Here is a 23,919-nt window from a genome sequence, read left to right as displayed (position 1 = left end):
ATGACCGTATTCTGGATCCTCAGTGCCGCGCTGACGGTGCTGCTGGCACTGGTGATTATTCTGCCCCTGATGCGGGGCCGCGCCGAGTCGAGCGAAAGCCGCAACGAGCTCAATACCCGCCTTTATCGCCAGCGCCTGCAGGAGCTGAAACAGGAGAGCGAGCAGGGCCTGCTGGAAGATGACGCCGCCCTGCAGCAGGAGCTGCAGAAGAGCCTGCTGGACGATGTGGTCGGTGATGAGCCCGCCGCGCGTCGTGGCCGCAGCCCGCTGGTGCTGATCTCTGCCCTGGTACTGGTGGTGCTGGTGAGCTACGGGGTGTACTGGCAACTTGGCGCCCATCGTCAGGTGGCGGAATGGCAGCGGGTGTCCGCCGAACTGCCCGCGCTGTCCCGTCATGTGCTGATCCAGCCCGATGAAACGGTGACCGACCAGGACGTGCGCGAACTTATGCTGGCGCTGCGCACTCGGCTGCATCAGGATGGCGATGACTACCGGGGCTGGCTGCTGCTGGGCCGGCTGGCGCTGGAGCTGCGGGACGGAGAAACCGCACGGGATGCGCTGGATAAAGCCCTCAAGCTGACCGATGAGCCCGACGCGGTGCGTGTGCCCTATGCCGAAGCCCTGGCCATGACAGGCGAAACCCTGCGGGCCGAGCAGCTGGTGCGCGGCGTGCTCACGCGTCAGCCCGGCAACCTGGAGGCATGGTCGGTATTTGCCTTTATGGCGTTGCAGCAGAATGACTTCGGCCAGGCCATTGCCCGCTGGCAGCAAATGCTTGAGATCATGCCCGCCGATCATCCACGCTATGCCATGGTGCAGCGCTCCATTGCCTTTGCCGAGCAGCAAGCGGGCAGTGAGCAATCGCCGGTCACCGGGCCGCGCTACCAGGTGGAGGTCAATACCGCAAGCTCGGTGCCCTATCATCCGGGAGCGGTGCTGTTCGTGTTTGCGGTGGATGCGGCTGGAGGAGAAATGCCGTTGGTGGCCCGGCGCATTGAACGGCCGTCCTTTCCCATGACCATTACCCTGAGCAATGCCGATGCCATGGTGCCCGACAATAACCTGAGCAGCCGTGAGGCGGTGGTTATCAAGGCCCGCATCGCCCCCAGTGGCAATGTCACCGATGCCACCGACGCCTGGGAAGGCCGCAGTGGTGTGCTGGACACCGACGAGGACAGCCAGCTCAGCGTACTGATCGACACACCGCTGTAAATTGCGGCTGGCCGTGACGGCCGGCCGCCGGTAGACTTTAATCTTTCATAACAACAAGAAATGAGCGACTCATCATGTGGCATCGAGTGCTGATGCCCGCCGCCGGTATTGTGTTGACCGGCTGCGCGGCACACCAGGGCGTGGAGCAGGAGCGGGTCAATGACCCCTTCTCGCCGGCCGTTCCGGCGGACTACGCCAAATCCACCGCGGCCGATCCCCGCGACCCCTTTGAACCGGTAAACCGGGCCAGCTGGGTGATCAACTACGATGTGGTTGATCCCTTTGTAGTGCGTCCGGCGGCCCACGCCTACGCCGACTATGTGTCGCGTCCGGTGCGGGTTGGCATTCAGAACGTGGTGCTTAACCTGGAAGAGCCGGCCAGCTTCGTCAACCATCTGGTAACCGGCGATCTGCCCGGTGCCGGCAATAACCTGGTCCGCTTCGGTGTTAACAGCACCGTGGGCGTGCTTGGCTATTTCGATGTGGCGCAAAAGCTGTCATTTGAGCCTCAACCCAAGGATTTCAGTCAGGTGTTGGGTCAGATTGGCGTGGGTGACGGCCCCTTCCTGATGGTGCCGTTCTATGGTCCTACCACGCTGCGTCAGCTGTCCGGCGATATGGTCGACAGCCTGTATTTTCCCTATGATGTCATGACCTTTGCCATGCGCACCGGCAAGTGGGTAATGGATGGCCTCTACCAGCGCAGCGAGCTGATTGAGCGGGAAGCCATTATCGACAATTCCCTCGATCCTTATGGTCTGACCAAGGATCTCTACCTGCAGTATCAGGACACCAAGATCGGCAAGGAATTCGAGCCCGCTTCGGAAGAGGAGCTGGAAGCCTTTATGGAAGAGATCGACGGCTGATCCAGTCAGGCGCGATAAGGCGGGGAGGGGAGAGCAAGTCGACTCCCTCATTACGCTTGCCCCTGCTCCTTTTTGGGCGGTTTACCGCTGACGCCGCCGCTGACGATAAAGGTGGTGACGGTACCGGCGGGCGCATCCAGTGCCCTAACCTGTTCCCGTTCCACCAGCAACAGGTTGCCGGCGAAGTTGTAGGACTGGGGCAGGTATACCGCCACCTTGCCCGGCAGGCCAAAGGCCGCCATGTCCTGGCGCGTGACAAATCCCATCACCATGACCTCGCCTCCCATCAGGCTGACCGTCACCGGCTGATCGAACCGACGGTTGTCGCCCAGCAGGGCGTTGAACAGATCCTGCAGTGAGTTATACAGCAATTTGACCAGGGGAATGCGGGTCAGCAGCCGGTGAAACAGCGACAGCAGGGCCTGGCCCAGGTAGAAGGAGGCAAACATGCCGGTCAGAATGATCAGCACCAGGGTGATCAGGCCGCCGGCCAGATCCGCCAGCCAGCCCGCTTCCAGGGCCGGAAACACCATGCCCAGCAGGCCGCCCAGCGCGGAAAACAGGGTCTGGTTGAGCAGGGTGAAAATAAGGTAGACCAGATACACGGTGAGCACCACCGGCAGCAGGATCAGCAGGCCTTGAAAGAAAAAGCGGATCAGTCGTTGCATCATTGCGGCTCCGAAACAAGGAGCCACATCATGGCAGATTCTGCCGTAAAGCACAGCGGCATTTGGTGTGTCGTGGTCAGCTCCGGTCGTGTCTTCTTCGACACAGCCAGTGCCACCAGCGCCGATACCAGGGCGGGCTGAACCTGCGCTGATGCTCGGCGGCGAACAGGGCCTTGTGCAGGGGCAGGGCGCTGGGCCGGTAGCCGTAGTGCTGCTGCCAGGTCAGCGCCACCTCCTGCAGAATAATGCGGCACTGGTGATCGTACAGGGTGTTGTAGTCATAGGACGGCGTGCTTTGCCGGTAATCCACGCCATAATGATCCAGTATGCGCCCCAGGGCGATAACCAGCTCCCGGTATTCATGCTCGTTCATTTGCATCCAGGCTCCTTGGTTCTGTTCAGTATAGATTGACCCGCCTGCGGCTCTTTTCTGCACAGTTGACCGGCTCAACTCAAAATAACCGGGGTTTTGCTTCATCTTGAGCTTTGCAAGGCCGGTCAGCCTTGGTAAGGTGAAGGTGGTTGCGTAAAAGAGAAATAATGATAAGTCAAACCAAAGGCTGTCTTTTCTTTTTACTTGGTTGTCATTATAAGTTTACAGGTGAGGATGTCATCATGCAGAAAGACACACTGAACAATATTCATATTCAATCCGAAAAGGTGATGATCACCCCGGCGGAACTCAAGGCCAAGCTGCCGATTTCCCAACAGGCGCTGGATTACATCGGCCAGGCCCGCCAGACCATCTCCGATATTGTTCACCGCAAGGATCACCGTCTGCTGGTGATCTGCGGACCCTGTTCCATTCACGACATCGATGCAGCCAAGGAATACGCAACCCGCCTCAAGAAACTGCATGATGAATATAGTGACAGCCTTTATATCGTGATGCGCGTCTATTTTGAGAAGCCGCGCACCACGGTGGGATGGAAAGGCTTTATCAACGATCCTCACCTGGATGGCAGCTTTGACATTGAACTCGGCCTGCACAAGGCCCGCGAGCTGCTGTGCTGGCTGGCCGAGCTGGAGCTGCCCCTGGCCACCGAAGCGCTGGATCCCATCAGCCCGCAATACTTGGCTGAGCTGTTCTCCTGGTCGGCCATCGGTGCCCGCACCACCGAGTCCCAGACTCACCGGGAAATGGCGTCTGGCCTGTCGATGCCGGTCGGCTTCAAGAATGGCACCGACGGTAACCTGGGCACCGCCATCAATGCCATGAAGGCGGCGGCCGAGCCCCATGCCTTTATGGGTATCAACCAGGAAGGCCAGGTGGCGCTACTGGTCACTCAGGGTAACCCCGATGGCCATGTGATCCTGCGGGGCGGCAAGCAGCCCAACTACGACTCGGTCAACATTGCCCTGGCGGAAAAGGCCATGAACGCCGCCGGCCTGGATCCGAGACTGGTGGTGGACTGCAGCCATGGCAACTCCAACAAGGACTACAGCCTGCAGCCCCTGGTTACCGAGAACGTGGTGCACCAGATTCAGGAAGGCAACCGCTCCATTCTGGGCATTATGCTTGAGTCCCACCTGTTTGCGGGCAACCAGTCCAGCGAACAGCCGGTGTGTGACATGCAGTACGGTGTGTCCATCACCGACGCCTGCATTGGCTGGGACACCACGGTCGAGCTGCTCAAGCGCTGTCATCAGCAGCTGGCGACGGCCCTGAAGGAACGGGTGGCCTGACCCGCAATTGTCACGCCGGGCCTTGAACAGGCATAATGCAAAGGCGCCGGACCTTCAGTGGTCCGGCGCCTTAATTCTGGGATGGAATCAATGGTAGATGAACTCAAGGTCCTGCGGGATCAAATCGATGAAGTCGATCAGCAGCTGGTGGAGCTGTTTGCCAAACGGCTGAAGCTGGTGGCCGGCGTGGGCGAAGTCAAAAGCCGCCATGGGCTGCCTATTTACGCCCCCGACCGGGAAGCCGCCATGCTGGCGCGGCGGCGGGCCGAGGCACAAGCGCAGGGGGTGCCGCCGGATCTGATTGAAGACGTGCTGCGCCGCTTTATGCGGGAGTCGTACGCCAGTGAAAAGGACACCGGCTTCAAGTGCGTGAACCCAACGCTCGGCAAGGCGGTGGTGATCGGCGGCGGCGGTCAGCTCGGCGGCCTGTTTGCCCACCTGCTGACCCTGTCCGGCTATCAGGTCGTTGTGCTGGAAAAGGATGACTGGAGCCGTGCCGACACCCTGCTGGCCGATGCCGGCCTGGTGATGATCGCCGTGCCCATCGATCAGACGGTGGCGGTGATCGAGCGGTTGCCGACCCTGCCCGCAGACTGCCTGCTGGTGGATCTGACCAGCGTCAAGAGTGAGCCGGTGGCGGCCATGCTCAAGGCGCACACCGGCCCGGTGCTGGGGCTGCACCCCATGTTCGGCCCCGATGTGTCGAGCCTGGCCAAGCAGGTGATCATTCATTGCGACGGCCGTGGCGCCGAGCAGTATGAATGGCTGCTGGCACAAATCCGCATCTGGGGTGCCCGGCTGCAGCCGGTGCCGGCGGAAGAGCACGACGAGGCCATGAGCCTGGTGCAGGCCCTGCGCCACTTTACCAGCTTCGCCTACGGTGCCCACCTCTGTGCCGAGGGCGCCGACCTGGCCAAGTTGCTGCGGCTGAGTTCGCCCATCTACCGGCTGGAGCTGGCCATGGTAGGGCGGCTGTTTGCCCAGGATCCGGCGCTCTATGCCGACATCATACTGTCGTCCCCGCGCAACCTGGCAATGATCCGTCGCTATCATCGCCGTTTTGGCGAACTGCTGGATCAGCTGGAAAGCGGTGAGCGTGCGGCTTTTGTTCGCCAGTTTGAGAGCGTCAGCGAGTTTTTCGGCGATTATGCCGATACCTTCCTCAAGGAAAGCCGCTTACTGCTGGCCCAGGCCAACGACAGCCGCCATCACACGGATTAATGGGGCGCACTGGCCCCGCTTGAGCGGCGCATTAACGTGATTACAAAAAAGCCCGGCCAATAGGCCGGGCTTTTTATGTCTTGGTCAGGCGTGACTTAATCGCGATACAGGCTGTGGGCCAGCTGCTCAAGGGCGCCGTCGTCGCCGTTAACGGCGAGGCAGAAGCCGCTGACGCCGGCGGCGTTAAGAGCCTCACCCAGGCGGGGCAGGGCGGCGGCATCGCCGCTCAGCCGGCTCACCAGGGGCAGGTGGGTCTGGCTGTTTAGATCGAGCAATCGGGCCAGGGGCAGCGCCTGGGTGTCCAGCAATGCCAGCTGCTGGTTGCCCTGCTGCAAAATGTGCTGGGCCAGGCTCAGGCTTTGCTCGGGCTCGTCGGCCAGCTCCAGCAGCAGCGGACGGGTGCAGCGGCCTGCGGCGCCGATCAGCTCGTCGTTGCGTACCGCGGACGCCTCCAGCAACAGCAGCTCCACCGACTCGGCGGCCCGTTGTACCTGCTCGGCACTGGTCACTCGCGTCATGGCAGCGAGATCAAAGCGGGCGGCGGTGGCGCGCAGTTGCCGAAGCCGGGCCATGCCCCGCTCGGTATCGACGCCGTCAAAGCAGTCCGCCGCCAGCACCTGGGCGCCCTGCTCCTTGACCCGGCGGGCGGTTTCCTGCAGCCGGGCCTCGTCGGGAAAGCCGTTCAGCTCGGCAATCAGCAAGGGATCATCACCGCCAAGCACATAGGGGCCCACCTGTACCTGAGTATTGTCGGCCTGATAATGGCGGCTGGGGCGCACCGGCTCGGCCCGCTCACCGGTGTTTGGCTTGCTCAGCAGCCGGGGTGGAATGCGGGTGGGAGCCACCTCGGCGCTGGGGTAGCAGCCCATTACCTTGATAAAGCGGGTAATTCGGCCCAGCTCCTTCAGTGCCACCTGCATGGCTTCACTGTTGAGGTTGCCGGCCACGTCCACATAAAACATCTCTTCCCAGGGGTTGCCGATAATGGGGCGGGATTCCAGTCGGGTCATGGTGATGCCGTGGCCGCGCAGCACCAGCAGGGCTTCCACCAGGGCACCGCTCTGTTGGCCGGTAGACATGATAAAGCTGGTCTTGGCCGGGATCTGCTCCGCCACTTCGATGGGCTTGCGGGCCACCACGATAAAGCGGGTCATGTTCTGCTTCTGGTTGGCCAGGCCTTCCACCAGGGGTGTCAGGCCATGCAGTTCGCCACCATCGGCACTGCCCAGTGCCGCCACGTCGTGACGCTTCAGCCTGGCCACCTGCTCCATGGCATTGGAGGAAGCGGCGCAGAACTTTACGTCCAGCTCGCCCAGCCGGCTCAGATACTGGGAGCACTGCTGGTAGGGCTGGGAGTGGGTGTAGAGGGTCTTGATCTGCTCAACCTGGGTATCGGTGGCCACCAGCAGGCAGTGCTCAATGGGCTGGGTCAGCTCACCGACAATGGACAGGCTGGTGTGCTGCATCAGGTCAAACACCTCGTTGATGGAGCCGGAGCTGGTGTTCTCGATGGGCAGAATGCCGTACTGAGCCTGCCCGGACTCCACGGTCTCAAGGATTTGCTGAAAGCTTTCGCAGTTGTGCTCCACCAGCGGCGCCTGAAAACGCGCGAGATACTTGCGCGCCGCCATGTTGGAGTAGGAGCCCTTGAGCCCGAGAAAGGCCACGCTGATGGCGGGCACGCTGTCCTGAGGATTAAGCAGATCCTGCAGCAACGCCTGCTGGGACAGTACCGAGTCCTCAATAATGGTCTGAAAAATACGGGTAACATAATGGGCGTCCAGACCCAGTTTGCGTCCCTGGCTGACCAGCTCCACCAGCAGCGCCTGTTCCCGCTCCTGATCCCGAATGGGGCGGGGGTTTTCCAGTTTGGAGCGAGCCACGTCCAGACTCAGGGCCTTGCGTTGGGCCAGCAGGCTGAGCAGCTCGCTGTCCAGGCGACTGATATTGCTTCTTATCTCGTCCAGGTTCATGAATAGGGCTTCCTTCCTCGCCAGACTGCGCTTGAGTTAAAGAATAAAAAAAGCCTCCCGGTGGGAGGCTTGGCTGTTCGTCTTTCGCTTGTTTCTCGCCAGACCGCTGCCTCCCGAAGTCAGGATGCAAAAAAGAAGCGAAAGAAAAACGGCTGAACGGACATCACATTACAAACTCTTGAACATTAGAACCCATAGGAATACTGAAAAGCGGCGGCGCTGGCAAGCCTTTTCCCGGCTTTTTATCCTTTGGCGCAAAAAAAGCGGCGAAACCGCCGCTTGAAAATGGGAATGAACGGAATCGGGTTTAGCCTTCCTGGACTTCGGGTTGTGTGCCGTGGGCGCGCTGGGCCAGGGGCTTGTCGGCATAGCGGCTCAGCTGACGCTCAAGCTTCAGGCCCAGATCCTTGATGGCGGCATAGAGGTTTTCGTCTTCCGCCTGGGCGAACAGGGTTTCACCGGGTACCCCGGCACTGGCTTCCACCAGGTAATTGAGGCCTTCCTTCTGAATGACGACATGGGGGGTAATCAGCGCGATCTGGCGCCGGTTGAGCTTCTCGAAACGACTTTCAATCCGTTCACGAATGGCGGGAGTGATGTCGATAACATGGCTGGTAATCGCAATGGACATAAGGAACCCCCTGGTTGCTCTGTGTGACTGTACGGTTTCAGATTACGCCCTTTGCAAATTCGTTTTGTGAGCCAGGTCAATTAATGACGGCATGACCATGGGTGCCAATAGGAAATGTGAGCGAGGCGTAAAAATGACGTCTGGCGACTTTGTTTGTCTTGCCGGCACAAAGAATTTGCGGCGCCCCATTGGCAGCCCAGCCGCCATTTCTTAGGATAGCTGCATTAACTTGGCGTGGGAGAAGCAAAGGTGTTCAGACGGCTTGGATTGGGAGTGTTATTGCTGGGCCTGGGATGGTGTGCCCAGGCGTCACCGCTGCGGGATCAATACCGGCAGGCGGAGCAGGCTCTGGAGCAGGGCAAGGTGAATGAATACCGGCAGCTGCGCTCGGGGCTGGATGCCTACCCGCTGGTGCCCTACCTGGATTATCGTTACCTGGCCGACCGCCTCAACCACATCGGTACTCAGGACGTGCGTGGCTTTATGAGCCGCTATCCCGACTCCCAGCTGGCCGATCGGCTGGAACGGCTGTACCTGTTCCGGCTGGCCCGGGAGCAGCGCTGGCGCGAATTTCTGTCCCTCTATCCCGAGCTGCCCAACAGCACCGAACTGAAGTGCGCCCATTACCGGGCCAAGTGGGCCTTGGGTGACCGGGCGGTGGCGATCAAGGGCGCCGAGCAGCTGTGGCTGTCGGGTCATTCCCGGCCCAATGCCTGCGACCCCCTGTTTGATGCCTGGCAGACCGTGGGCGGACGCAGCAACGAGCACGTGTGGCAGCGCATGCTGCTGGCCTATGAAACCGGCCAGAGCGGCCTGATCAAATACCTGTCGGATATGCTGGCGCCGTCATCTCGTGCCGCCGGCGAGCTGCTGTTGGCGCTGGACAAGGATCCGGGTCTGCTTGCCGACACCGCCCGTTTTGAACACGCCGATAAGCGCCATCGCGCGGCCATGGCGGTGGCGCTGGCGCGGCTGGCGGACAGCAACCCGCAACTGGCCATGGAACTCTACCCCCGTTACCAGCGTCAACCCGGGCTGAGCTCGTTGCAAGTGGCCGAGGTGGAGCGCAGCCTGGCCCGCCGGCTGATGTATAACCGCACTCATGAATACCGCAGCTGGCTGGACCGGCGCCTGCCGGAAGTGGGCTCCGATGCCCTGTTTGAGCTGCGAGCCCGGCTTGCCATCTGGGAGCAGGACTGGGACCACCTGAACGACTGGCTGGACCGTCTGCCCGCCGATGAGCAGGGCAACAGCCGCTGGCAATACTGGCGGGGCAGGGCCCTGGCCGAAGCAGGCAAGGCCGGTGCGGCCGATGCCGCCTGGGCAAAGGCGGCCGGCGAGCGGGACTATTATGGCTTTCTCGCCGCCCAGCGTAGCCAGCGCCCCTATGCCCTGAACTTTCAGGCGCCGCCACCAGCCCCGGAATGGCGCCTGGCCGTTGGCCGTTGGCCGGCGCTGGCCCGGGTGGAAGAGTGGCTGGCCTTGGGCAACAAGGCCTCGGCCCGCAGCGAGTGGTATCACCTGATGGGCAAGCTCGGCAAGGACGACCAGCTGGCTCTGGGCGCCCTGGCATTGCGGCGAGGCTGGCATGACAAGTCGGTGCTGGCCAGCATCAGTGCCAAGGCCTGGGATCAGCTGGATCTGCGCTTTCCAGTGGTCTATCGCGACATCTTTCGCAGCCAGGCCCGTCGTCTGGCCGTGGAAGAGTCGACCCTCTTTGCCATTGCCCGCCAGGAAAGCGCCTTCTATGAGCAGGCCCGCTCCCCGGTGGGCGCCGGCGGCCTGATGCAACTGATGCCGGCAACCGCCCGGGAAACCGCGCGCAAGTATGGCATCCGTGATTATCAAGGGGCCGCCGATGTGTATCGGCCCGAGGTCAACGTGCAATTGGGTGCCCATTACTTCAAGGAGTTGCTGCAGCGTTATCAGGGCAACCGGGTGGCCGCCATTGCCGCCTACAACGCCGGCCCTGGCCGCATCAATCGCTGGCTGGCCAACAGCGGCAGCCGTCCGCTGGATGTATGGGTGGAAAACATACCCTACCGGGAAACTCGGGGCTATGTGCAGAACGTGCTGGCTTATTCGGTGATTTATCAGGATAAACTGGGTCAGCAAAAACGCTTTCTGACCCCGCTGGAGCTGAATTATGTCTACTGAACAGAGTGTGGCCATTCTTGGGCTGGGCTGGCTGGGCGAGCCCCTGGCCCGCACCCTGCTGACACAGGGCTGGCAGGTGGCCGGCACCACCCGCGACGAGGAAAAGGCGGCGCGGCTGAACGATGCCGGCATTGTCACCTTGTGCTGGGACTTCAGCGCCGCCATGCCGGCTCGCTGGCCCGAGCGGCTAAGGGCCCACACCCTGGTGCTGTGCGTGCCACCGGGCAAGGTAGATGACTACCCGCATACCCTGGGCGCCCTGGCCCGGCTGGCGGTGGCCGGCGGCGTGCAGCGCGTGATCTTCACCAGCGCCACCTCGGTGTATGGCGGCACCGGCATTAAAACCGAGGCCGACGCCGCCCCCGATGGTCCTCGGGGCGAGCGTATGCTGGCCGCCGAGCGGGCGGTGCAGGCCTATTCCGCCGCCCAGGTGCTGGTGTTGCGGCTGTCCGGGCTGGTGGGCGGTAGCCGGGAGCCGGGGCGGTTTTTGTCGGGCAAGCGCTTTGACGGCGGAGACGAGCCGGTCAACCTGGTGGCACTGGAGGATCTGCTGCGCTTTATTCCCGCCCTGCTGGCGCGCAGCGACTGGCCTGCGGTGGTCAACGTCAGCGCTCCCCATCACCCTGCGCGCCGTGATTTCTACGGAGAAGCGGCCCGGCTGCAGGGCTTGCCGCCCCCGGAGTTTGGCGGTGGCGGCGAAGGCAAGACCATAGACGGCAGCGGCCTGTGCCGCTGGCTGAACATGGACTATTCGGTGACCGACTGGTTTCAGTGGCTGGCGGCGCGCCGCGGGTAGACTGAGCCGCGTCCACGCCATGAAAATTGCGGGGGGCTGTTCGGGGGATTATGATGCCGGTTTCAGTCTGAACGATGAGTACTTCTATCATGAGCGAACCACAAGACCCACGGGGCGATCTGCTGCTGCGCACCATGGCCATGCCGGCCGACACCAATGCCAACGGCGATATTTTCGGCGGTTGGATCATGTCGCAGATGGATCTGGGCGGCAGCCTGCTGGCCAATGAGATCGCCTTTGGCCGAGTGTGTACCGTGGCCGTGGACAAAATGGTGTTTGCCCGTCCGGTTCAGGTGGGTGACGTTATCTGCTGCTATGGCGAGCTGGTGAAAGTGGGCCGCACCTCCATCACCATCAAGGTGGAAGTCTGGGTCAAGCCGGTGCTGACGCCGGAGAGTGGTCCCCGTTATCCGGTGGCCGGGGCCGAGTTCGTGTATGTGGCCATTGACGAGAACGGACGTCCCCGTGAAGTTAAAGGGCGCGACTAGGGCACTGTTGCTGGGCACCACCCTGGCCCTGGCGGGCTGCCTGGAGGTGCCCGAGCGGTTGCTGCTCAGCGACCAGTTTGCCCCCGGCAGCGATTGCCTTCATCCCTCACTGGCCGGCAGCTCGCCGCTGCCCGCCACCTTTTCGCTGCTGAGCTGGAACATTTACAAGCAGCAGGGTGACTGGCGTCCGGAGCTGACCCGCTGGAGTGCGCAGGCCGATCTGCTGCTGTTGCAGGAGGCCAGTGGCCGGGAAGGGCTGTACCGCTGGCTCAATGAGCAGCAACTGCACTGGTTTCAGGTGGCCGCCTTTAACTGGCAACGGCTGCCCACCGGTGTGCTTACCGCCAGTACCGGGCAGGCGGCCCAGGCCTGTGGCCAGCGTATCACCGAGCCCGCCACCCGCATTCCCAAGTCGTTGCTGGCCAGTCGCTATTCGCTGCAGGGGGCGGCCGAGCAGTTGTTGGTGATCAACCTGCATGCGGTCAACTTTTCCCTGCGCGGCCGCACCTACCAGGCTCAGCTCGACATGATAAGCGAGGCCATGGCCGGCCATGGCGGCCCGGTGATAGTGGCGGGAGACTTCAACCGCTGGAATGCCCGCCGTCAGCGCCTGCTGAGCGCCTGGGCCAGCCGTCATGGCCTGCAGGAGGCGCAGCCCGAGCCGGATCTGCGTACCCGGTTCTGGGGCTATCCCCTCGATGGCATTTATTACCGTGGCCTGAACCTGGAGCGGGCGGAAAGCATGGCGTCTGACGCCTCGGATCACAGCCCGCTGAAGGCGGTGTTTAGCGTGCCGGGGCAATAAATGGCGGGATAACACAAAAAAGGGAGCCTTTCTGGCTCCCTTTTGCATTGAACGGGCAAAGCATCAGCCGGCGTTGGCGGCCACGATCAGCTGCTGGCCGGTGCGCAGCATGTGCTTGTCGGTCAGCTGGTTCCAGCGCAACAGATCCGAGATGGTTACGCTGAAACGGCTGGCGATGGCCGACAGCGAGTCTCCGGCCTGCACGCGATAGGTGCCGCCTGCGCTCTCGTCCCGGGCCGGGGCCGTGGTGGCAGACGGCACCAGCAGGGTCTGACCAATGCGAATGGTATTGCCGCGCAGGTTGTTGGCCTGTTTCAGCGCCACCACCTGAGTGCCGTAGCGGCGGGCGATTACGCCCAGGCTGTCGCCGCCCTTGACCCGGTAGCGCTGGTAATGCATGCGCTCTTCGGCGGGCAGATCGGCCATGGCCAGTTCAAAGGTTTCGGCATGGCGCACCGGCACCAAAATTTCGGCGTCGATCAGCGGCGAGGTGGCGGTGTGCTTGTAGGCCGGGTTCAGGGCCTTGAGCTGGCTACGGCTAACGCCGGCCAGATCCGCCGCCATGTTCAGATCCACCTGGCCTTCCACCGCCACGGCGGTAACCTGGGGTCGGTTGGGAATGTCCGGGATCTCCATGCCGTAGTGACCCGGCTGCTTGAGAATATCGGCCAGGGCCATCAGCTTGGGCACATAGTTCTGGGTTTCCTTGGGCAGCGACAGCGACCAGTAGTCGGTGGGCTTGCCCTGGCGGCGGTTGGCGCGAATGGCGCGCTGAACCCGGCCTTCACCCGAGTTGTAGGCGGCCAGGGCGTGAGTCCAGTTGCCGTCAAAGAAGTTGTGCAGATACTCCAGATAATCGAGCGCCGCCCGGGTCGAGGCCATGATGTCATAGCGGCCGTCGTACCAGCTGTCGTAATGCAGGCCAAAGTTCTTGCCGGTGCCCTGCAGCATTTGCCACAGGCCGGCGGCATGACCGTGGGAATAGGCCTTGGGATTAAAGGTGCTCTCCACCACCGGCAGCAGCGCCAGCTCCATCGGCATGTTCCGTTTCTCTATCTCTTCCTTGATGAGATAGAGAAACGGTCTGGCGCGCTCGGAAACGGAGCGCATGTATGCCGGTTGTTTCAGGTACCAGTTACGCTGGGCCACCACGCGCGGATGATGAGCCGGAATGTCCAGCGTCATGTCGTCGGCGATGGCCTGCCACAGATCCGTTTGCTGCACATCCTGCTGCTGCTGCCGGGTCGGGCGTTCATCCGAGGAATGCCGGCTGTTTTTGCCGTCGTTCCGTGTACTTTTCAGCACGGTATGTTCCGATGCTTTGGGGTAGAGCGGCGCGTTTGCTCGCTCTCCAGCGGTATCCTGGTGGCCATGAGGCTGGCGCGCCGAATCGGTCGCCGCCATCTGGCAGCCGGCCAGGAGCAAGGCACTGGATAAAATGCAAAGTCTTATCATGGTGTCTGCGTCTCAAAAAAACGGCGGCCAGTGTATGCTTTGTGAGCAACTTAATCAAGTTCGTTAAAAATGGTCTTTCCAGCGGCGAAGTGCGGCGAACACTTGACAGTCTTCATTTAACTCCGCCATGGCGTGCACTTGGGCGGCGGCCCGGACCGCAGGCTCGGCGGTGCGCAGAAACACATTGATGGCCTTTTCACGGCCGATGCTGGACGGCAGGGTGGGCACGCCCTGCTGGCGCAACTTGGCCACTTCTTTCATGTAGCCCAGCAGGGCGGCATTGCCGGGCTCTACCGCATGGCAGAAGGCCAGGTTGGACTGGGTGTATTCGTGGGCGCAATACACCCTGGTGTGTTCGGGCAGGGCGGCCAGTCGCTGCAGTGAGTGATGCATCTGCTCCGGTGTGCCTTCAAATAGTCGGCCACAGCCGCCGGAAAACAGGGTGTCACCGCAAAACAGCAATTCCTGGCCGTAATAGGCAATGTGGCCCAGGGTATGGCCGGGCACGGCGATGACTTCAAGCTCCAGACCCACTATGGGCAGCGCCACGTTGTCGCCGTCCGTCACGGCAATGGCGCCGGGGCAGGGCAGGCGCTCGCCGGCAGGCGCATAGACCGGGGCGTCGGGCCAGTCGGCCAACAGGGCGGATACGCCGCCGGTGTGATCATGGTGGTGATGGGTAATGAGAATGGCGGCCAGCTCAAGGTGGCGCTCGGCCAGTGCGGCCTGCACCGGAGCCGCATCGCCCGGATCGACCACAACGGCCTGGCGACCATTGCCAATCAGCCAGATATAGTTATCGTTAAAGGCATGAAGCGGTGTTACGTTCATTTGACATCCTTGAGCTGAAAACAGAGAGGGGCGGCAGGCCGACCCGATATAATGCCAAAGCTTACCAGAGGGATCATGACCACAGCCAGCCAGCCGGCGCCGCAACACTGGCGCGATCTGCCCCGGGGAGCCTACCTCGCCGACCAATTGCAGCAACGACTCGATGCCTGGGCACCGGGCCTGTATGGCTTCAGCCTGCTCAAGGTGGATGCCCTGAGCACGGCGCTGTCATTGTCTCGCAGCCGCTTGCGCCAGGATGTGGTCATGGCCCAGCAGGAGCTGGACGGCATGGATCTGCTGGGGGATGCCACCGCCATGCCCTTTGCTCCGGGCAGCCTGGATGCCTGCCTGCTGGCCCATGTGCTCGACTACAGTGAACATCCCCATGCCATTCTGCGGGAAACCGAGGTGGTATTACGGGACGACGGCTGGCTGGTACTGACCGGCTTTAACCCCTATGGCAGCGCCGGCCTGGCCCGGCTGCTGCCGGGCTGGCGCCAGCGCCTGCCGCCCTGGCGGCGTATGCTGGCGCCGGCCCGAGTGGAAGACTGGCTGAAGTTGTTGGGATTTGACGTGATTGAGCGGGACTATATCGGTTTTACCGGGTTTATGCCCTGGCTCGACCGCTGGCAGCAGCGTTATTGCCCGGCGGTGCTGCCGTCACCGGCGGCGGTATACATTTTGCTGGCGCGCAAGCGGCGTTTTCCGCTCACGCCGGTGCGCGAGCGCCGGCCGGCGCCGGCGCCGGTGGGGCGGCCGGAGATGGCCCGTCAGCGGGAGTAGCCTTCGTCGTCGCGTTCGGCGTCGTTCAGCGCGGCCTCCCGCGCCAGATCGTCGCAGCGTTCGTTTTCCGGATGACCGGTGTGGCCACGTACCCAGTGCCACTCCACCTGGTGGTGCTGGCAGAGTTCGTCGAGCCGCTGCCACAGGTCGGCGTTTTTAACCGGGGTTTTGGCGGCGGTGCGCCAGTTATTGCGCTTCCAGCCATGAATCCACTGGGTGATGCCCTGACGCACATACTGGCTGTCGGTGGTCAGATCCACGGCGCAGGGGCTGCTGAGGGTTTCCAGCCCCTTGATGGCGGCCAGCAGCTCCATGCGGTTATTGGTCGTCAGGCGATAGCCGCCGCTGAGCTCCTTGCGGTGCTGCTTGTAGATCAGCACGGCGCCGTAACCGCCGGGGCCCGGATTGCCGAGGCAGGAGCCATCGGTAAAAAGCTGAACCTGTTTCATGGTATTGCCCGTGAATAACTAGGATAAAAGCACGCAGTCTGCCACAGGGGCCAAGGCCGGGCCAGCATGGCGGCCTTTATCATGACGACGCTGTCGCTATATACTTGGTGCTGAATTTGCGAAGGAGAACACAGTGATCATCGAATCTGGCTACCAACGGCAAGTGGTGCTCGATACCGAAACCACCGGTATGAACATGGACACCGGCCCTCACTACATCGGGCACCGGGTGATTGAGATCGGCTGTGTTGAGGTGGTGAACCGTCGGCTGACCGGCCGTCACCTGCACCTGTATCTGAAGCCGGATCGTCAGGTGGACGAAGAAGCGATTCGCGTTCACGGCATTACCGATGACTTTCTCGCCGACAAGCCCGAGTTTTCCAGCAAGGTTGACGAATTTCTCGACTTTATTCGCGGCGCCGAGATGGTCGCCCACAATGCGCCCTTTGACGTGGGCTTTCTCGACTATGAAATGGAGTTACTGGGGCGGCCCGAACGCATGGCCGAGCTGTGCAAGGTAACCGATACCCTGGCCCTGGCCCGGCAGCTCTACCCGGGCAAGCGCAACAACCTGGACGTGCTCTGCGATCGTTACGGCATCGACAACAGTCACCGTACCCTGCACGGGGCCTTGCTGGATGCCGAGATACTCGCCGACGTCTACCTGCTGATGACCGGCGGGCAAACCAAGCTGAACCTGTATAGCGATGCCGGCCAGCAAGGCGACAGCAATGGCGGAGAAATTCGCCGGCTGCCGGCCGGGCGAGCGCCGTTGCGGGTGATTCGGGCCGGCAGCGACGAGCTGCAGGCCCATGAAAACCGGCTCAATATTATTGAACAGAAGGGCGGCAGTTGCCTGTGGCGCCCCTGATGGTGCGTGCGCTGGGGCTGCTGCTGGGGCTGGCGGCGCTGAGTGCTCAGGGCGAAGAGCAGCGTTCGCGCTGGCTGGGCAATACCTTTCGCATTGACCCTTCAATCGAAGAACTGACCCTGATCATCGAGCGGACCTCACCCTCGACGCCGGTGGTGCTGATAAAGCCCGATGGCAGCAAGTATTACTATCAGCGTCACCCGGATCATATTAATTGGGCCTCTACCGACACCCGCGATGTAATTACCCTGTGGCGGCCGGAGCCGGGGCCCTGGCAAGCCACCGGCAAGCTGGCCGGTGAGCATGGCATTACCCTGCTCAGCGTGTTTCGGCTGAGCATCGACGAGTTGCCTGCCCGTGTCTATCAGAACGAAGTGATTCGGCTCAATGGCCAGCTGATGCACGGTGACACCCGGCTCGACGCCAATTATTACCTTGAGGGGTTGAGGCTGCTGGCGCAGTTGTATTCCCGCGGCGACGAAGAAAACGACCAGGCTTATCCGCAACCACCCCTGCGGCTGGCCGAGTTTGTGGACGACGGCACCGGACTGGATGCCGTGGCCGAAGACGGCCAATTGACGGCAGAGGTGGTGTTTGATGCCGCGCCCGGCAATTACCTGTTTCAGGCCGAAGTCTCCAATGGCGTACTGGCCCGTTACGCCGAGCAGGAAATCACCCTTTATCCCATGCCGGTCCATGCCCGTGTTACCACGCCCGACTCTCAGCGGCAGTGGCGCATAGAGCTGGAAACCGACAGTGACATTCTCGACGACAGCCTGGTGGTGACCGGGCAGTTGCTGACACCGCTGGAGCAGCGCCTGCCAATATCCGGTCAGGGGCGGCAGATTGAATTACCCCCGGCGCGCCAGCCCGGCAATTACCACTGGCAGGGGCGAGTGTTTGCCACCACGGTGGATGGCCGGGAAATTCAGCTGAACATGAAAGAGCAACTGGTGCGGGTGGCGCCGCCGCTGGTCAGGGAAGCTCCCAAGGCCGCGCCACCACCGCCCTGGTGGCAGGGCTGGCCATTGTGGGCCGGCGTGGCCGGCCTGACCCTGCTGCCGGCGGGGGGCGGATTCTGGTGGTGGCGAAGAAAGCGTATCAACGCCGCCAACGTGAATGAAAAATAAACTTTTGAAGCGTTAAGTTTAAAAAACGACCTAACGCATTAAAGTTGCCATTTTTCTGCTTGACGCCCGCGCCCGGTGCCCCTAATATTCGCCCCGCTTGCAGCGAAAGCCAAGCGCCGGAGCGGTAGTTCAGTTGGTTAGAATACCGGCCTGTCACGCCGGGGGTCGCGGGTTCGAGTCCCGTCCGCTCCGCCACATTTAAGAAGCCCTTAGCTAGTTGATAGATAAGGGCTTTTTGCTTTTCTGTCCTCAGTAGAATCATCCTCACTTAACCCGTCAAGTCATCCTTCGTGACCATTCTGTGACCCGAGCCCTGCTTTGACCGGAGGTTAAATCGTAAGCTTACAGGGTCGTAGTGTCAGGTAGCTACAGGCATGTTCTTTGCCACCGGCACCTCCCCATTACCTTTAAACTAATGCTGCCTTTCGGCTCCCGCATCGCACTTATGCCCATGATCCTTCAGTTAAAGCTGGTCAAGGGGATTATTATATTCTGGTCTTATTCGAGCCCGTCGTCCTCCGAGCGGCACGGTCAGCCCTTCAGAATAATGAATTCACTTCATAAAATTCCTGCTCTGAAAATGAAGTACTACCAGGTATGAATTGTTGAATTAATTTCAATAATGAAGTGAATACACGTTAATCCATTACATCTTGCAGGGAGTTATATTAACAAGGCGTTAACGTATTGTGGCGATTGAGTCCTGAGGTTAACGCCAGACAGGGTATATAAGGATTATGATTGCATCCATCCCGGATGTAATAAACAGATGCGCCCCTATTTATATGCCAATGGAAATAGCTGAAAGGGCTTTTACCGGCCCAAACAGAAAAGGGAGTTATCGGCCATGTCATCCGTCAGGATATTCTGGAATCAAATGTGGGCTTGGAACGGCCAAGCGAAAAAAACGCTGAGGTTTATTCTTACACTGGGGTTGAGTCCGGGTAATCAGGATTCGATCTCGGATAATAAAAAATCGAGGAGTTACAGTAACGCGCAATATATGGGGCTGCTGATGGGGCCGGCCCTGTTCTTTATTCTCAATTCCTTTTTCGCGCCGGCAGGCATGTCGGCCGAGGCGGTGGCGGTATTGGCCATCGTGGCCTGGGTGGCGACCTGGTGGATCACGGAAGCCATTCCCATTCCGCTCACTTCCCTATTGCCGCTGATCCTGTTCCCGCTGATGGGCGTGATGAAGACGGGCGAGGTGTCCGCCTCCTACGGTGATCCCTTGATCTTTCTGTTCGTGGGCAGCTTCATGATGGCGCTGGCCATGGAAAAATGGAACTTGCACCGCCGGGTCGCACTCGGCATCATTTCCTTCATCGGCACCAACCCGAACATGATTATTCTCGGGTTCATGACGGCCACCGCCTTTCTATCGATGTGGATTTCCAACACCGCGACCACCATGATGATGGTGCCGATGAGCCTGGCGGTCACCAAACACATTGCCGACGCCATCCATAAACACCACCCCGGAGTGGACACTGCGCCCGGCAGCTTTCCCTTCGGCACGGCGATGATGCTGGGCACCGCCTATGCCGCCACCCTGGGCGGCTTCGGTTCCCTGATCGGCGCCCCCGCCAACACCATACTGGCGGCCACCGTCAAGAAGTTATATGACGTCGAGATCTCCTTTGCCCAGTGGCTGCTGTTCGGCATTCCGCTGGTGGCCATTCTGATCCCGCTGATCTGGCTATACCTGGTCAAAATTGCCTTTCCGATGAAAGTCAGCCATCTCCCCGGTGGTGTGGAGGTGATTAAAAAGGAGAAGCAGGAACTAGGCAAAATGAGCTTCGAGGAAGCCGTGGTGCTGGCGGTGTTCTCGCTGGTCGCCCTGGCATGGATAACCCGCAGCTTCGTGCTCAAGGCCCTGATCCCCGGCATCGACGACACCATCATTGCCCTGTGTGGCGCCTCCGTGCTGTTTATCCTGCCGGCCAGGAATGCTGCCGGCACTATCCTGGACTGGGACACGGTGAAGAAGTTGCCTTGGGGAATACTGTGGCTGTTCGGCGGCGGCCTGGCCATTGCCGGCGGTATCACCAGCTCCGGCCTGGATCAGTGGATAGGCGGGCAACTGGTCAACTTCACTGAGGTGCCGCTGTGGCTGACCATAGCACTGATCGTGGGCGTGATCACCTTGCTCACTGAGTTCACCTCCAACACCGCCACCGCCACCATGGTGTATCCCATCGTGGCCGCCGGGGCGGCCGCCCTGAGCATGGATCCCATCATCCTGATGGTGGCGGCCTGCATGGGGGCGACCTTCGCCTTTATGTCGCCGGTTGCCGCGCCGCCTAACGCCATTGTGTTCGCGACCGGTTATTTGAAGATCAGTACCATGGTCAGGGCCGGGATATGGCTGAACCTGCTCGGCGTGGTGTTCTCGGTAATCATCATCTCGTACCTGGTGCCGCTTATCTTCGGCGGTATGCTCTGAGCCTAGGGGCGGGGACATGAAATGATGAAGGGCGGCAAGGGATGCCGCCTTTTTTCATTGTCTACCAGATGGAAGGACTGTCATCCCGCTGTTGCCTTTCCGACAAGAAAGATTCCTGCAAATAATCAAGAAAGGCCACGACCTTGGCCGAGATGTTCAGTTTTTCCAAGTAAACCGCGTAAATGTCCGCCGGCGGGGTGGCGTAGTCCTCCAGTACCAGCTCCAGCCTACCGCTGCGCAGGTAGCAGGCGAGATCCCATTCCGCCCTCATCAGGATCCCGTGGCCGTCCAGGGCCCACTTGAGCGCCACTTCGCCATCGTTGGTGCTGGCCTTGCCGCTGACCCGTATGTTTTCGGTCTTGCCATCCTTAGACAGGCGCCACAGGCCGTAGGTGGCGTCGTTCTGTCGGAGCACGATGCACTGGTGTCCGGACAGCTCGGCGGCCGTGGCCGGCCGGCCGTGTCGCTTGAGGTAGCCGGGGGCGGCGCACAGCAAGCGACGGTTGGCGGCGATTTTCCTGGCGAACAGCCGGGAGTCGGGGATCTCGCCGAAGCGGATGGCAATGTCGATGGCCTCGTCGGGCAGGCTGATGGGCCTGTCGGTCAGTGTCAGCTGTATTTCCACCTCGGGATAAAGCTGCATGAATTCGGACGCCACTGGGGCGATATAGGAGCGGCCGAAGCCGAGCGGGGCATTGATGCGCAGCAAGCCTTTGGGGGTGGTGCGGCTGTTGGTGATCAACCCTTCCATGTCCGCGATATCCGTCAGTATCCGCTGGGCGTGGTGCAGATAGATCTCACCTTCGTTGGTCAGGCTGATCCTGCGGGTGGTCCGGTTCAGCAGCCGCACTCCCAGCCGGTCTTCGAGGCTCGACAGACGCTTGGTTACGGCGGAGGGAGTAACGTTCATCTCCCGGGCGGCGGCGGCCAGGCTGCCGACCTTGGCCAGCAGGACGAAGAAGCCCAGCTCGGAAACTTGGTTCATTATTAACCTCAAGGAAAGAATGAAGTGAGCCCTAATCAACCTCAACATTTGATTAACAGCTTACAATGCAATTGTACCATATAAATATCCCTTCCAAAAAAGGGGTTAATCACATGGATATTGGATGGATGCAGCAATAGGGCATCGGGTTTTAACCTGGAACCAATTCAAATAACGTGCCTCTTGTCTTTATTTTAGACAAGTCGACAGGGAATTCCGATTTCTGAACAAGAAGAGGATAGCTGTAATGAGCTTAAATCATGACGAAGCCGTAGGTAAATTGACCGATGTTATTGCCAAATTTACCAGTTATATCGGTAAGCGACTGCCGACGGATGTCAAAGAAAAACAGGCCGAGCTGAGAAAAAAAGAAACCAACCCGCTGGCCATCGCTATTTTCGATACCATGGCGGAGAACCAAGATTCCGCCGACAAGCTGAATAGACCCAGTTGTCAGGATACCGGTGTGATTCAATATTTTCTTACCGTCGGCGCCCAGTTTCCCTATTTGGGTGAGCTGGAAGAAATACTGCGCAATGCCACCATTGAAGCCACCCGTATCGGCCCCCTGCGGCACAACGCGGTGGAAACCTTCGACGAAAAGAATACCGGCACCAACGCAGGCTCCAAGATCCCGTGGCTGGACTGGGATATCGTCCCCGGCGACGATTGCGCCACCATCGAGGTTTATATGGCCGGCGGTGGTTGTACCCTTCCCGGCTCTGCCAAGGTATTGATGCCCGGCCAGGGATATGAAGGCGTGGCCGAGTTTGTGTTCGATGTGATCACCTCCCGCGGCATCAATGCCTGCCCGCCCTTGCTGGTCGGTGTTGGGGTTTCCACCTCGGTGGAAACGGCGGCACGTTTGTCCAAGAAGGCCATACTGCGCCCGGTGGGCAGCAAGAATGCCAACGACAACGCCGCCCTGATGGAAGAGCTGCTGACCGATGGCCTCAACGAGATCGGCATCGGTCCCCAGGGCCTGACCGGCAACACCAGCGTCATGGGGGTCAATATCGAGTCCTCCGCTCGCCATCCTTCCACCATCGGGGTGGCGGTGTCCACCGGCTGCTGGGCGCACCGCCGCGGCACCATCCGCTTTAATGCCGATCTGTCGTATGAAGTCTTGTCACATCAAGGAGTTGTGTTATGAAAAAAGTACTGACTACCCCCATCAGAGACGAAGATCTCGAGTCCCTCAACGTGGGTGACGTGGTGTACCTGACCGGGCAGTTGGTCACCTGCCGTGATGTGGCGCACCGGCGGCTGATCGAGCTCAAGCGCGAACTGCCGGTCGATCTGAAGGGCGGCGCCATTTTCCATGCCGGCCCCATTGTCCGAGAAAAAGAAGACGGCGGCTTCGAAATGGTGTCCATTGGCCCCACCACCAGCATGCGCATGGAGAAGTTCGAGAAGGCCTTTATCGAGCAGACCGGCGTTAAGCTGATTGTCGGCAAGGGTGGCATGGGTGAGGAGACGGCCCAGGGTTGCCTTGAGCACAAGGCGGTGCATGCGGTGTTCCCTGGTGGCTGTGCCGTGGTGGCGGCCACTAAGGTCGAGGCCATTGAGCGTGCCGAATGGCAGGATCTGGGTATGCCGGAAACGCTGTGGGTCAATCGCGTCAAGGAATTCGGCCCGCTGATCATCTCCATCGACACCAAGGGCAACAACATCTTTGAGCAGAACAAGGCCCGCTTCAACGAGAAGAAAAAACCGGTATTGGAAAAAATTTACGAGCAGGTCCGCTTCATCAAGTAAGCCGCAACATAACATGGGGCCTGGTATCTGGAGGGATGGGCCGGGATGACGGGAAGTAATGGTCGTAAGCGGACTGAATTGACAGGAATACTTTAGCGGGGGCTTGGTATGTCTGCCCTAGCAGTCCGTTCGTCTTTGCTCCTGTAGGCTCGGTTCTGCTACTAAACTAGTGTCTGAAGGATATGGGGTCCCACCAATAATTTGAATTAGCGGCTGTTGCTCATTAACGAAAATACTGGGGTGTTCTCAATCATGATTGCCTGTTGATAGGCGGAATGTAAAGAAAACAGCTAGCTCCTTGACTTCGTTGTAGTAATTCAGCCCTAGCCCGACAGCTGATGTTTTTTGATTCGTGACTATCAGGCTTTGAACAGCCAAAGCTCGACCGATTCCTGCCCCCTCAACTGGTCTATCTGCGCGTACGTTTGAGTTCGTCAGCGGTGGCCTCTTTTAGTATGTTATTCTCTGGCTCCAGCCAGTTGATGCGGGCCTCCTCCGCAGCTGCTCCGGGGGGAGTACCTTGTCGACAGGTTCGATGCCGCCGTGCTCTTACTATAGCTGCTTGAGCAAGTACCTGGGCTCATTAACGCACGACAACCGCAGCGGAGAGAAACCACCACTTGGCAGCTCTGCAAGCAACTTACAATTTATGCCATCTAATGGCACAATCCAGTTTTAGGAAGTTTAAGAAAGTTGCAACATTCGCGT

The 23,919-nt window shown here is 60.4% G+C and carries 21 protein-coding genes, 1 tRNA gene, 1 pseudogene and 1 other annotated feature; of the genes and pseudogenes, 15 read left to right on the top strand and 8 right to left on the bottom strand.

Annotated features, from left to right (window positions below; all coding sequences use genetic code 11):
- Complete coding sequence (ccmI, locus tag B6S08_RS06935; protein ID WP_094199995.1) at positions 1 to 1,212, top strand: c-type cytochrome biogenesis protein CcmI; 1,212 nt, start codon at positions 1 to 3, stop codon at positions 1,210 to 1,212.
- Positions 1,213 to 1,286: 74 nt separating this feature from the next.
- Positions 1,287 to 2,078, top strand: a complete 792-nt coding sequence (locus B6S08_RS06930) for an MlaA family lipoprotein (protein ID WP_094199994.1) — start codon at positions 1,287 to 1,289, stop codon at positions 2,076 to 2,078.
- 50 nt (positions 2,079 to 2,128) lie between these two features.
- Here B6S08_RS06930 and B6S08_RS06925 read toward each other — a convergent pair whose 3' ends face one another.
- Positions 2,129 to 2,749: a DUF502 domain-containing protein gene (locus B6S08_RS06925; protein ID WP_211284169.1), complete on the bottom strand. Its 621-nt coding sequence runs from the start codon at positions 2,747 to 2,749 to the stop codon at positions 2,129 to 2,131.
- 73 nt (positions 2,750 to 2,822) lie between these two features.
- Positions 2,823 to 3,119, bottom strand: a complete 297-nt coding sequence (locus B6S08_RS06920) for a hypothetical protein (RefSeq protein ID WP_094200572.1) — start codon at positions 3,117 to 3,119, stop codon at positions 2,823 to 2,825.
- A gap of 242 nt (positions 3,120 to 3,361) precedes the next feature.
- Between B6S08_RS06920 and B6S08_RS06915 the strand changes: the two genes are divergently transcribed.
- Together B6S08_RS06915 and tyrA are read left to right on the top strand one after the other, a co-directional pair.
- Positions 3,362 to 4,432: a 3-deoxy-7-phosphoheptulonate synthase gene (locus B6S08_RS06915; RefSeq protein ID WP_094199993.1), complete on the top strand. Its 1,071-nt coding sequence runs from the start codon at positions 3,362 to 3,364 to the stop codon at positions 4,430 to 4,432.
- Between the two features lie 90 nt (positions 4,433 to 4,522).
- Positions 4,523 to 5,653, top strand: a complete 1,131-nt coding sequence (gene tyrA / locus B6S08_RS06910; protein ID WP_094199992.1) for a bifunctional chorismate mutase/prephenate dehydrogenase — start codon at positions 4,523 to 4,525, stop codon at positions 5,651 to 5,653.
- A gap of 812 nt (positions 5,654 to 6,465) precedes the next feature.
- On the opposite strand, the pseudogene B6S08_RS18565 reads toward tyrA, so the two are convergent.
- Positions 6,466 to 7,626 (bottom strand): annotated as a pseudogene (locus B6S08_RS18565) (chorismate mutase); the annotation flags it as partial.
- Between the two features lie 43 nt (positions 7,627 to 7,669).
- Positions 7,670 to 7,791, bottom strand: a sequence feature (Phe leader region).
- Positions 7,792 to 7,933: 142 nt separating this feature from the next.
- Entirely contained in the window at positions 7,934 to 8,257 is a 324-nt protein-coding gene (hpf, locus tag B6S08_RS06900; protein ID WP_094199990.1) for a ribosome hibernation-promoting factor, HPF/YfiA family, read from the bottom strand.
- A gap of 249 nt (positions 8,258 to 8,506) precedes the next feature.
- Between hpf and B6S08_RS06895 the strand changes: the two genes are divergently transcribed.
- The 4 genes from B6S08_RS06895 to B6S08_RS06880 all read left to right on the top strand — a co-directional run bounded on the left by B6S08_RS06895 (position 8,507) and on the right by B6S08_RS06880 (position 12,503).
- On the top strand, positions 8,507 to 10,414 hold the full coding sequence (locus B6S08_RS06895; RefSeq protein WP_094199989.1) for a transglycosylase SLT domain-containing protein: 1,908 nt from the start codon (positions 8,507 to 8,509) through the stop codon (positions 10,412 to 10,414).
- Positions 10,404 to 11,210: an NAD(P)-binding domain-containing protein gene (locus B6S08_RS06890; protein ID WP_094199988.1), complete on the top strand. Its 807-nt coding sequence runs from the start codon at positions 10,404 to 10,406 to the stop codon at positions 11,208 to 11,210. The genes B6S08_RS06895 and B6S08_RS06890 overlap by 11 nt, the downstream gene beginning before the upstream one ends.
- Before the next feature lie 89 nt (positions 11,211 to 11,299).
- Positions 11,300 to 11,698: an acyl-CoA thioester hydrolase YciA gene (gene yciA / locus B6S08_RS06885; protein WP_094199987.1), complete on the top strand. Its 399-nt coding sequence runs from the start codon at positions 11,300 to 11,302 to the stop codon at positions 11,696 to 11,698.
- Complete coding sequence (locus B6S08_RS06880) at positions 11,676 to 12,503, top strand: endonuclease/exonuclease/phosphatase family protein (RefSeq protein WP_169716370.1); 828 nt, start codon at positions 11,676 to 11,678, stop codon at positions 12,501 to 12,503. The genes yciA and B6S08_RS06880 overlap by 23 nt, the downstream gene beginning before the upstream one ends.
- 63 nt (positions 12,504 to 12,566) lie before the next feature.
- Here the strand turns inward: B6S08_RS06880 and B6S08_RS06875 are convergent, their stop codons facing one another.
- Together B6S08_RS06875 and gloB are read right to left on the bottom strand one after the other, a co-directional pair.
- A complete protein-coding gene (locus tag B6S08_RS06875) occupies positions 12,567 to 13,808 on the bottom strand; it encodes a LysM peptidoglycan-binding domain-containing protein (protein ID WP_245849822.1) in 1,242 nt (413 codons plus the stop codon).
- 213 nt (positions 13,809 to 14,021) lie between these two features.
- Positions 14,022 to 14,789, bottom strand: a complete 768-nt coding sequence (gene gloB, locus B6S08_RS06870) for a hydroxyacylglutathione hydrolase (RefSeq protein ID WP_094199984.1) — start codon at positions 14,787 to 14,789, stop codon at positions 14,022 to 14,024.
- A gap of 75 nt (positions 14,790 to 14,864) precedes the next feature.
- Here gloB and B6S08_RS06865 point away from each other — a divergent pair, with 75 nt between their 5' ends.
- A complete protein-coding gene (locus B6S08_RS06865; RefSeq protein ID WP_094199983.1) occupies positions 14,865 to 15,572 on the top strand; it encodes a class I SAM-dependent methyltransferase in 708 nt (235 codons plus the stop codon).
- Here the strand turns inward: B6S08_RS06865 and rnhA are convergent.
- Positions 15,560 to 16,021: a ribonuclease HI gene (gene rnhA / locus B6S08_RS06860; RefSeq protein WP_094199982.1), complete on the bottom strand. Its 462-nt coding sequence runs from the start codon at positions 16,019 to 16,021 to the stop codon at positions 15,560 to 15,562. The genes B6S08_RS06865 and rnhA overlap by 13 nt on opposite strands.
- A 133-nt stretch (positions 16,022 to 16,154) precedes the next feature.
- Here rnhA and dnaQ point away from each other — a divergent pair, with 133 nt between their 5' ends.
- From dnaQ to B6S08_RS06840, 4 genes are all read left to right on the top strand, one after another.
- Complete coding sequence (gene dnaQ / locus B6S08_RS06855; RefSeq protein ID WP_094199981.1) at positions 16,155 to 16,892, top strand: DNA polymerase III subunit epsilon; 738 nt, start codon at positions 16,155 to 16,157, stop codon at positions 16,890 to 16,892.
- Positions 16,880 to 18,022 (top strand): choice-of-anchor X domain-containing protein, encoded by a 1,143-nt coding sequence (locus B6S08_RS06850; protein ID WP_094199980.1) that lies wholly within the window; start codon positions 16,880 to 16,882, stop codon positions 18,020 to 18,022. Before dnaQ ends, B6S08_RS06850 begins: the two co-directional genes overlap by 13 nt.
- 118 nt (positions 18,023 to 18,140) lie before the next feature.
- Positions 18,141 to 18,217: transfer RNA gene (locus tag B6S08_RS06845), tRNA-Asp, on the top strand.
- Between the two features lie 808 nt (positions 18,218 to 19,025).
- Positions 19,026 to 20,468, top strand: coding sequence for an SLC13 family permease (locus B6S08_RS06840; RefSeq protein ID WP_211284168.1), 1,443 nt, complete (start codon positions 19,026 to 19,028; stop codon positions 20,466 to 20,468).
- 61 nt (positions 20,469 to 20,529) lie between these two features.
- On the opposite strand, the gene B6S08_RS06835 is transcribed toward B6S08_RS06840, so the two are convergent.
- Complete coding sequence (locus tag B6S08_RS06835) at positions 20,530 to 21,453, bottom strand: LysR family transcriptional regulator (RefSeq protein WP_094199978.1); 924 nt, start codon at positions 21,451 to 21,453, stop codon at positions 20,530 to 20,532.
- A 247-nt stretch (positions 21,454 to 21,700) separates the two neighbouring features.
- Between B6S08_RS06835 and ttdA the strand changes: the two genes are divergently transcribed.
- Positions 21,701 to 22,606, top strand: a complete 906-nt coding sequence (gene ttdA, locus B6S08_RS06830) for a L(+)-tartrate dehydratase subunit alpha (protein WP_094199977.1) — start codon at positions 21,701 to 21,703, stop codon at positions 22,604 to 22,606.
- Positions 22,603 to 23,211, top strand: a complete 609-nt coding sequence (gene ttdB, locus B6S08_RS06825; RefSeq protein ID WP_094038452.1) for a L(+)-tartrate dehydratase subunit beta — start codon at positions 22,603 to 22,605, stop codon at positions 23,209 to 23,211. Before ttdA ends, ttdB begins: the two co-directional genes overlap by 4 nt.
- Positions 23,212 to 23,919 lie beyond the last annotated feature (708 nt).

Origin of the sequence: Oceanimonas doudoroffii, assembly GCF_002242685.1 — a bacterium.
In the GTDB taxonomy this organism is placed as follows: Bacteria; Pseudomonadota; Gammaproteobacteria; order Enterobacterales; family Aeromonadaceae; genus Oceanimonas; species Oceanimonas doudoroffii.
Note: the sequence above shows the minus strand (reverse complement) of the source record. Positions and strands in the feature narration are given on the sequence as shown.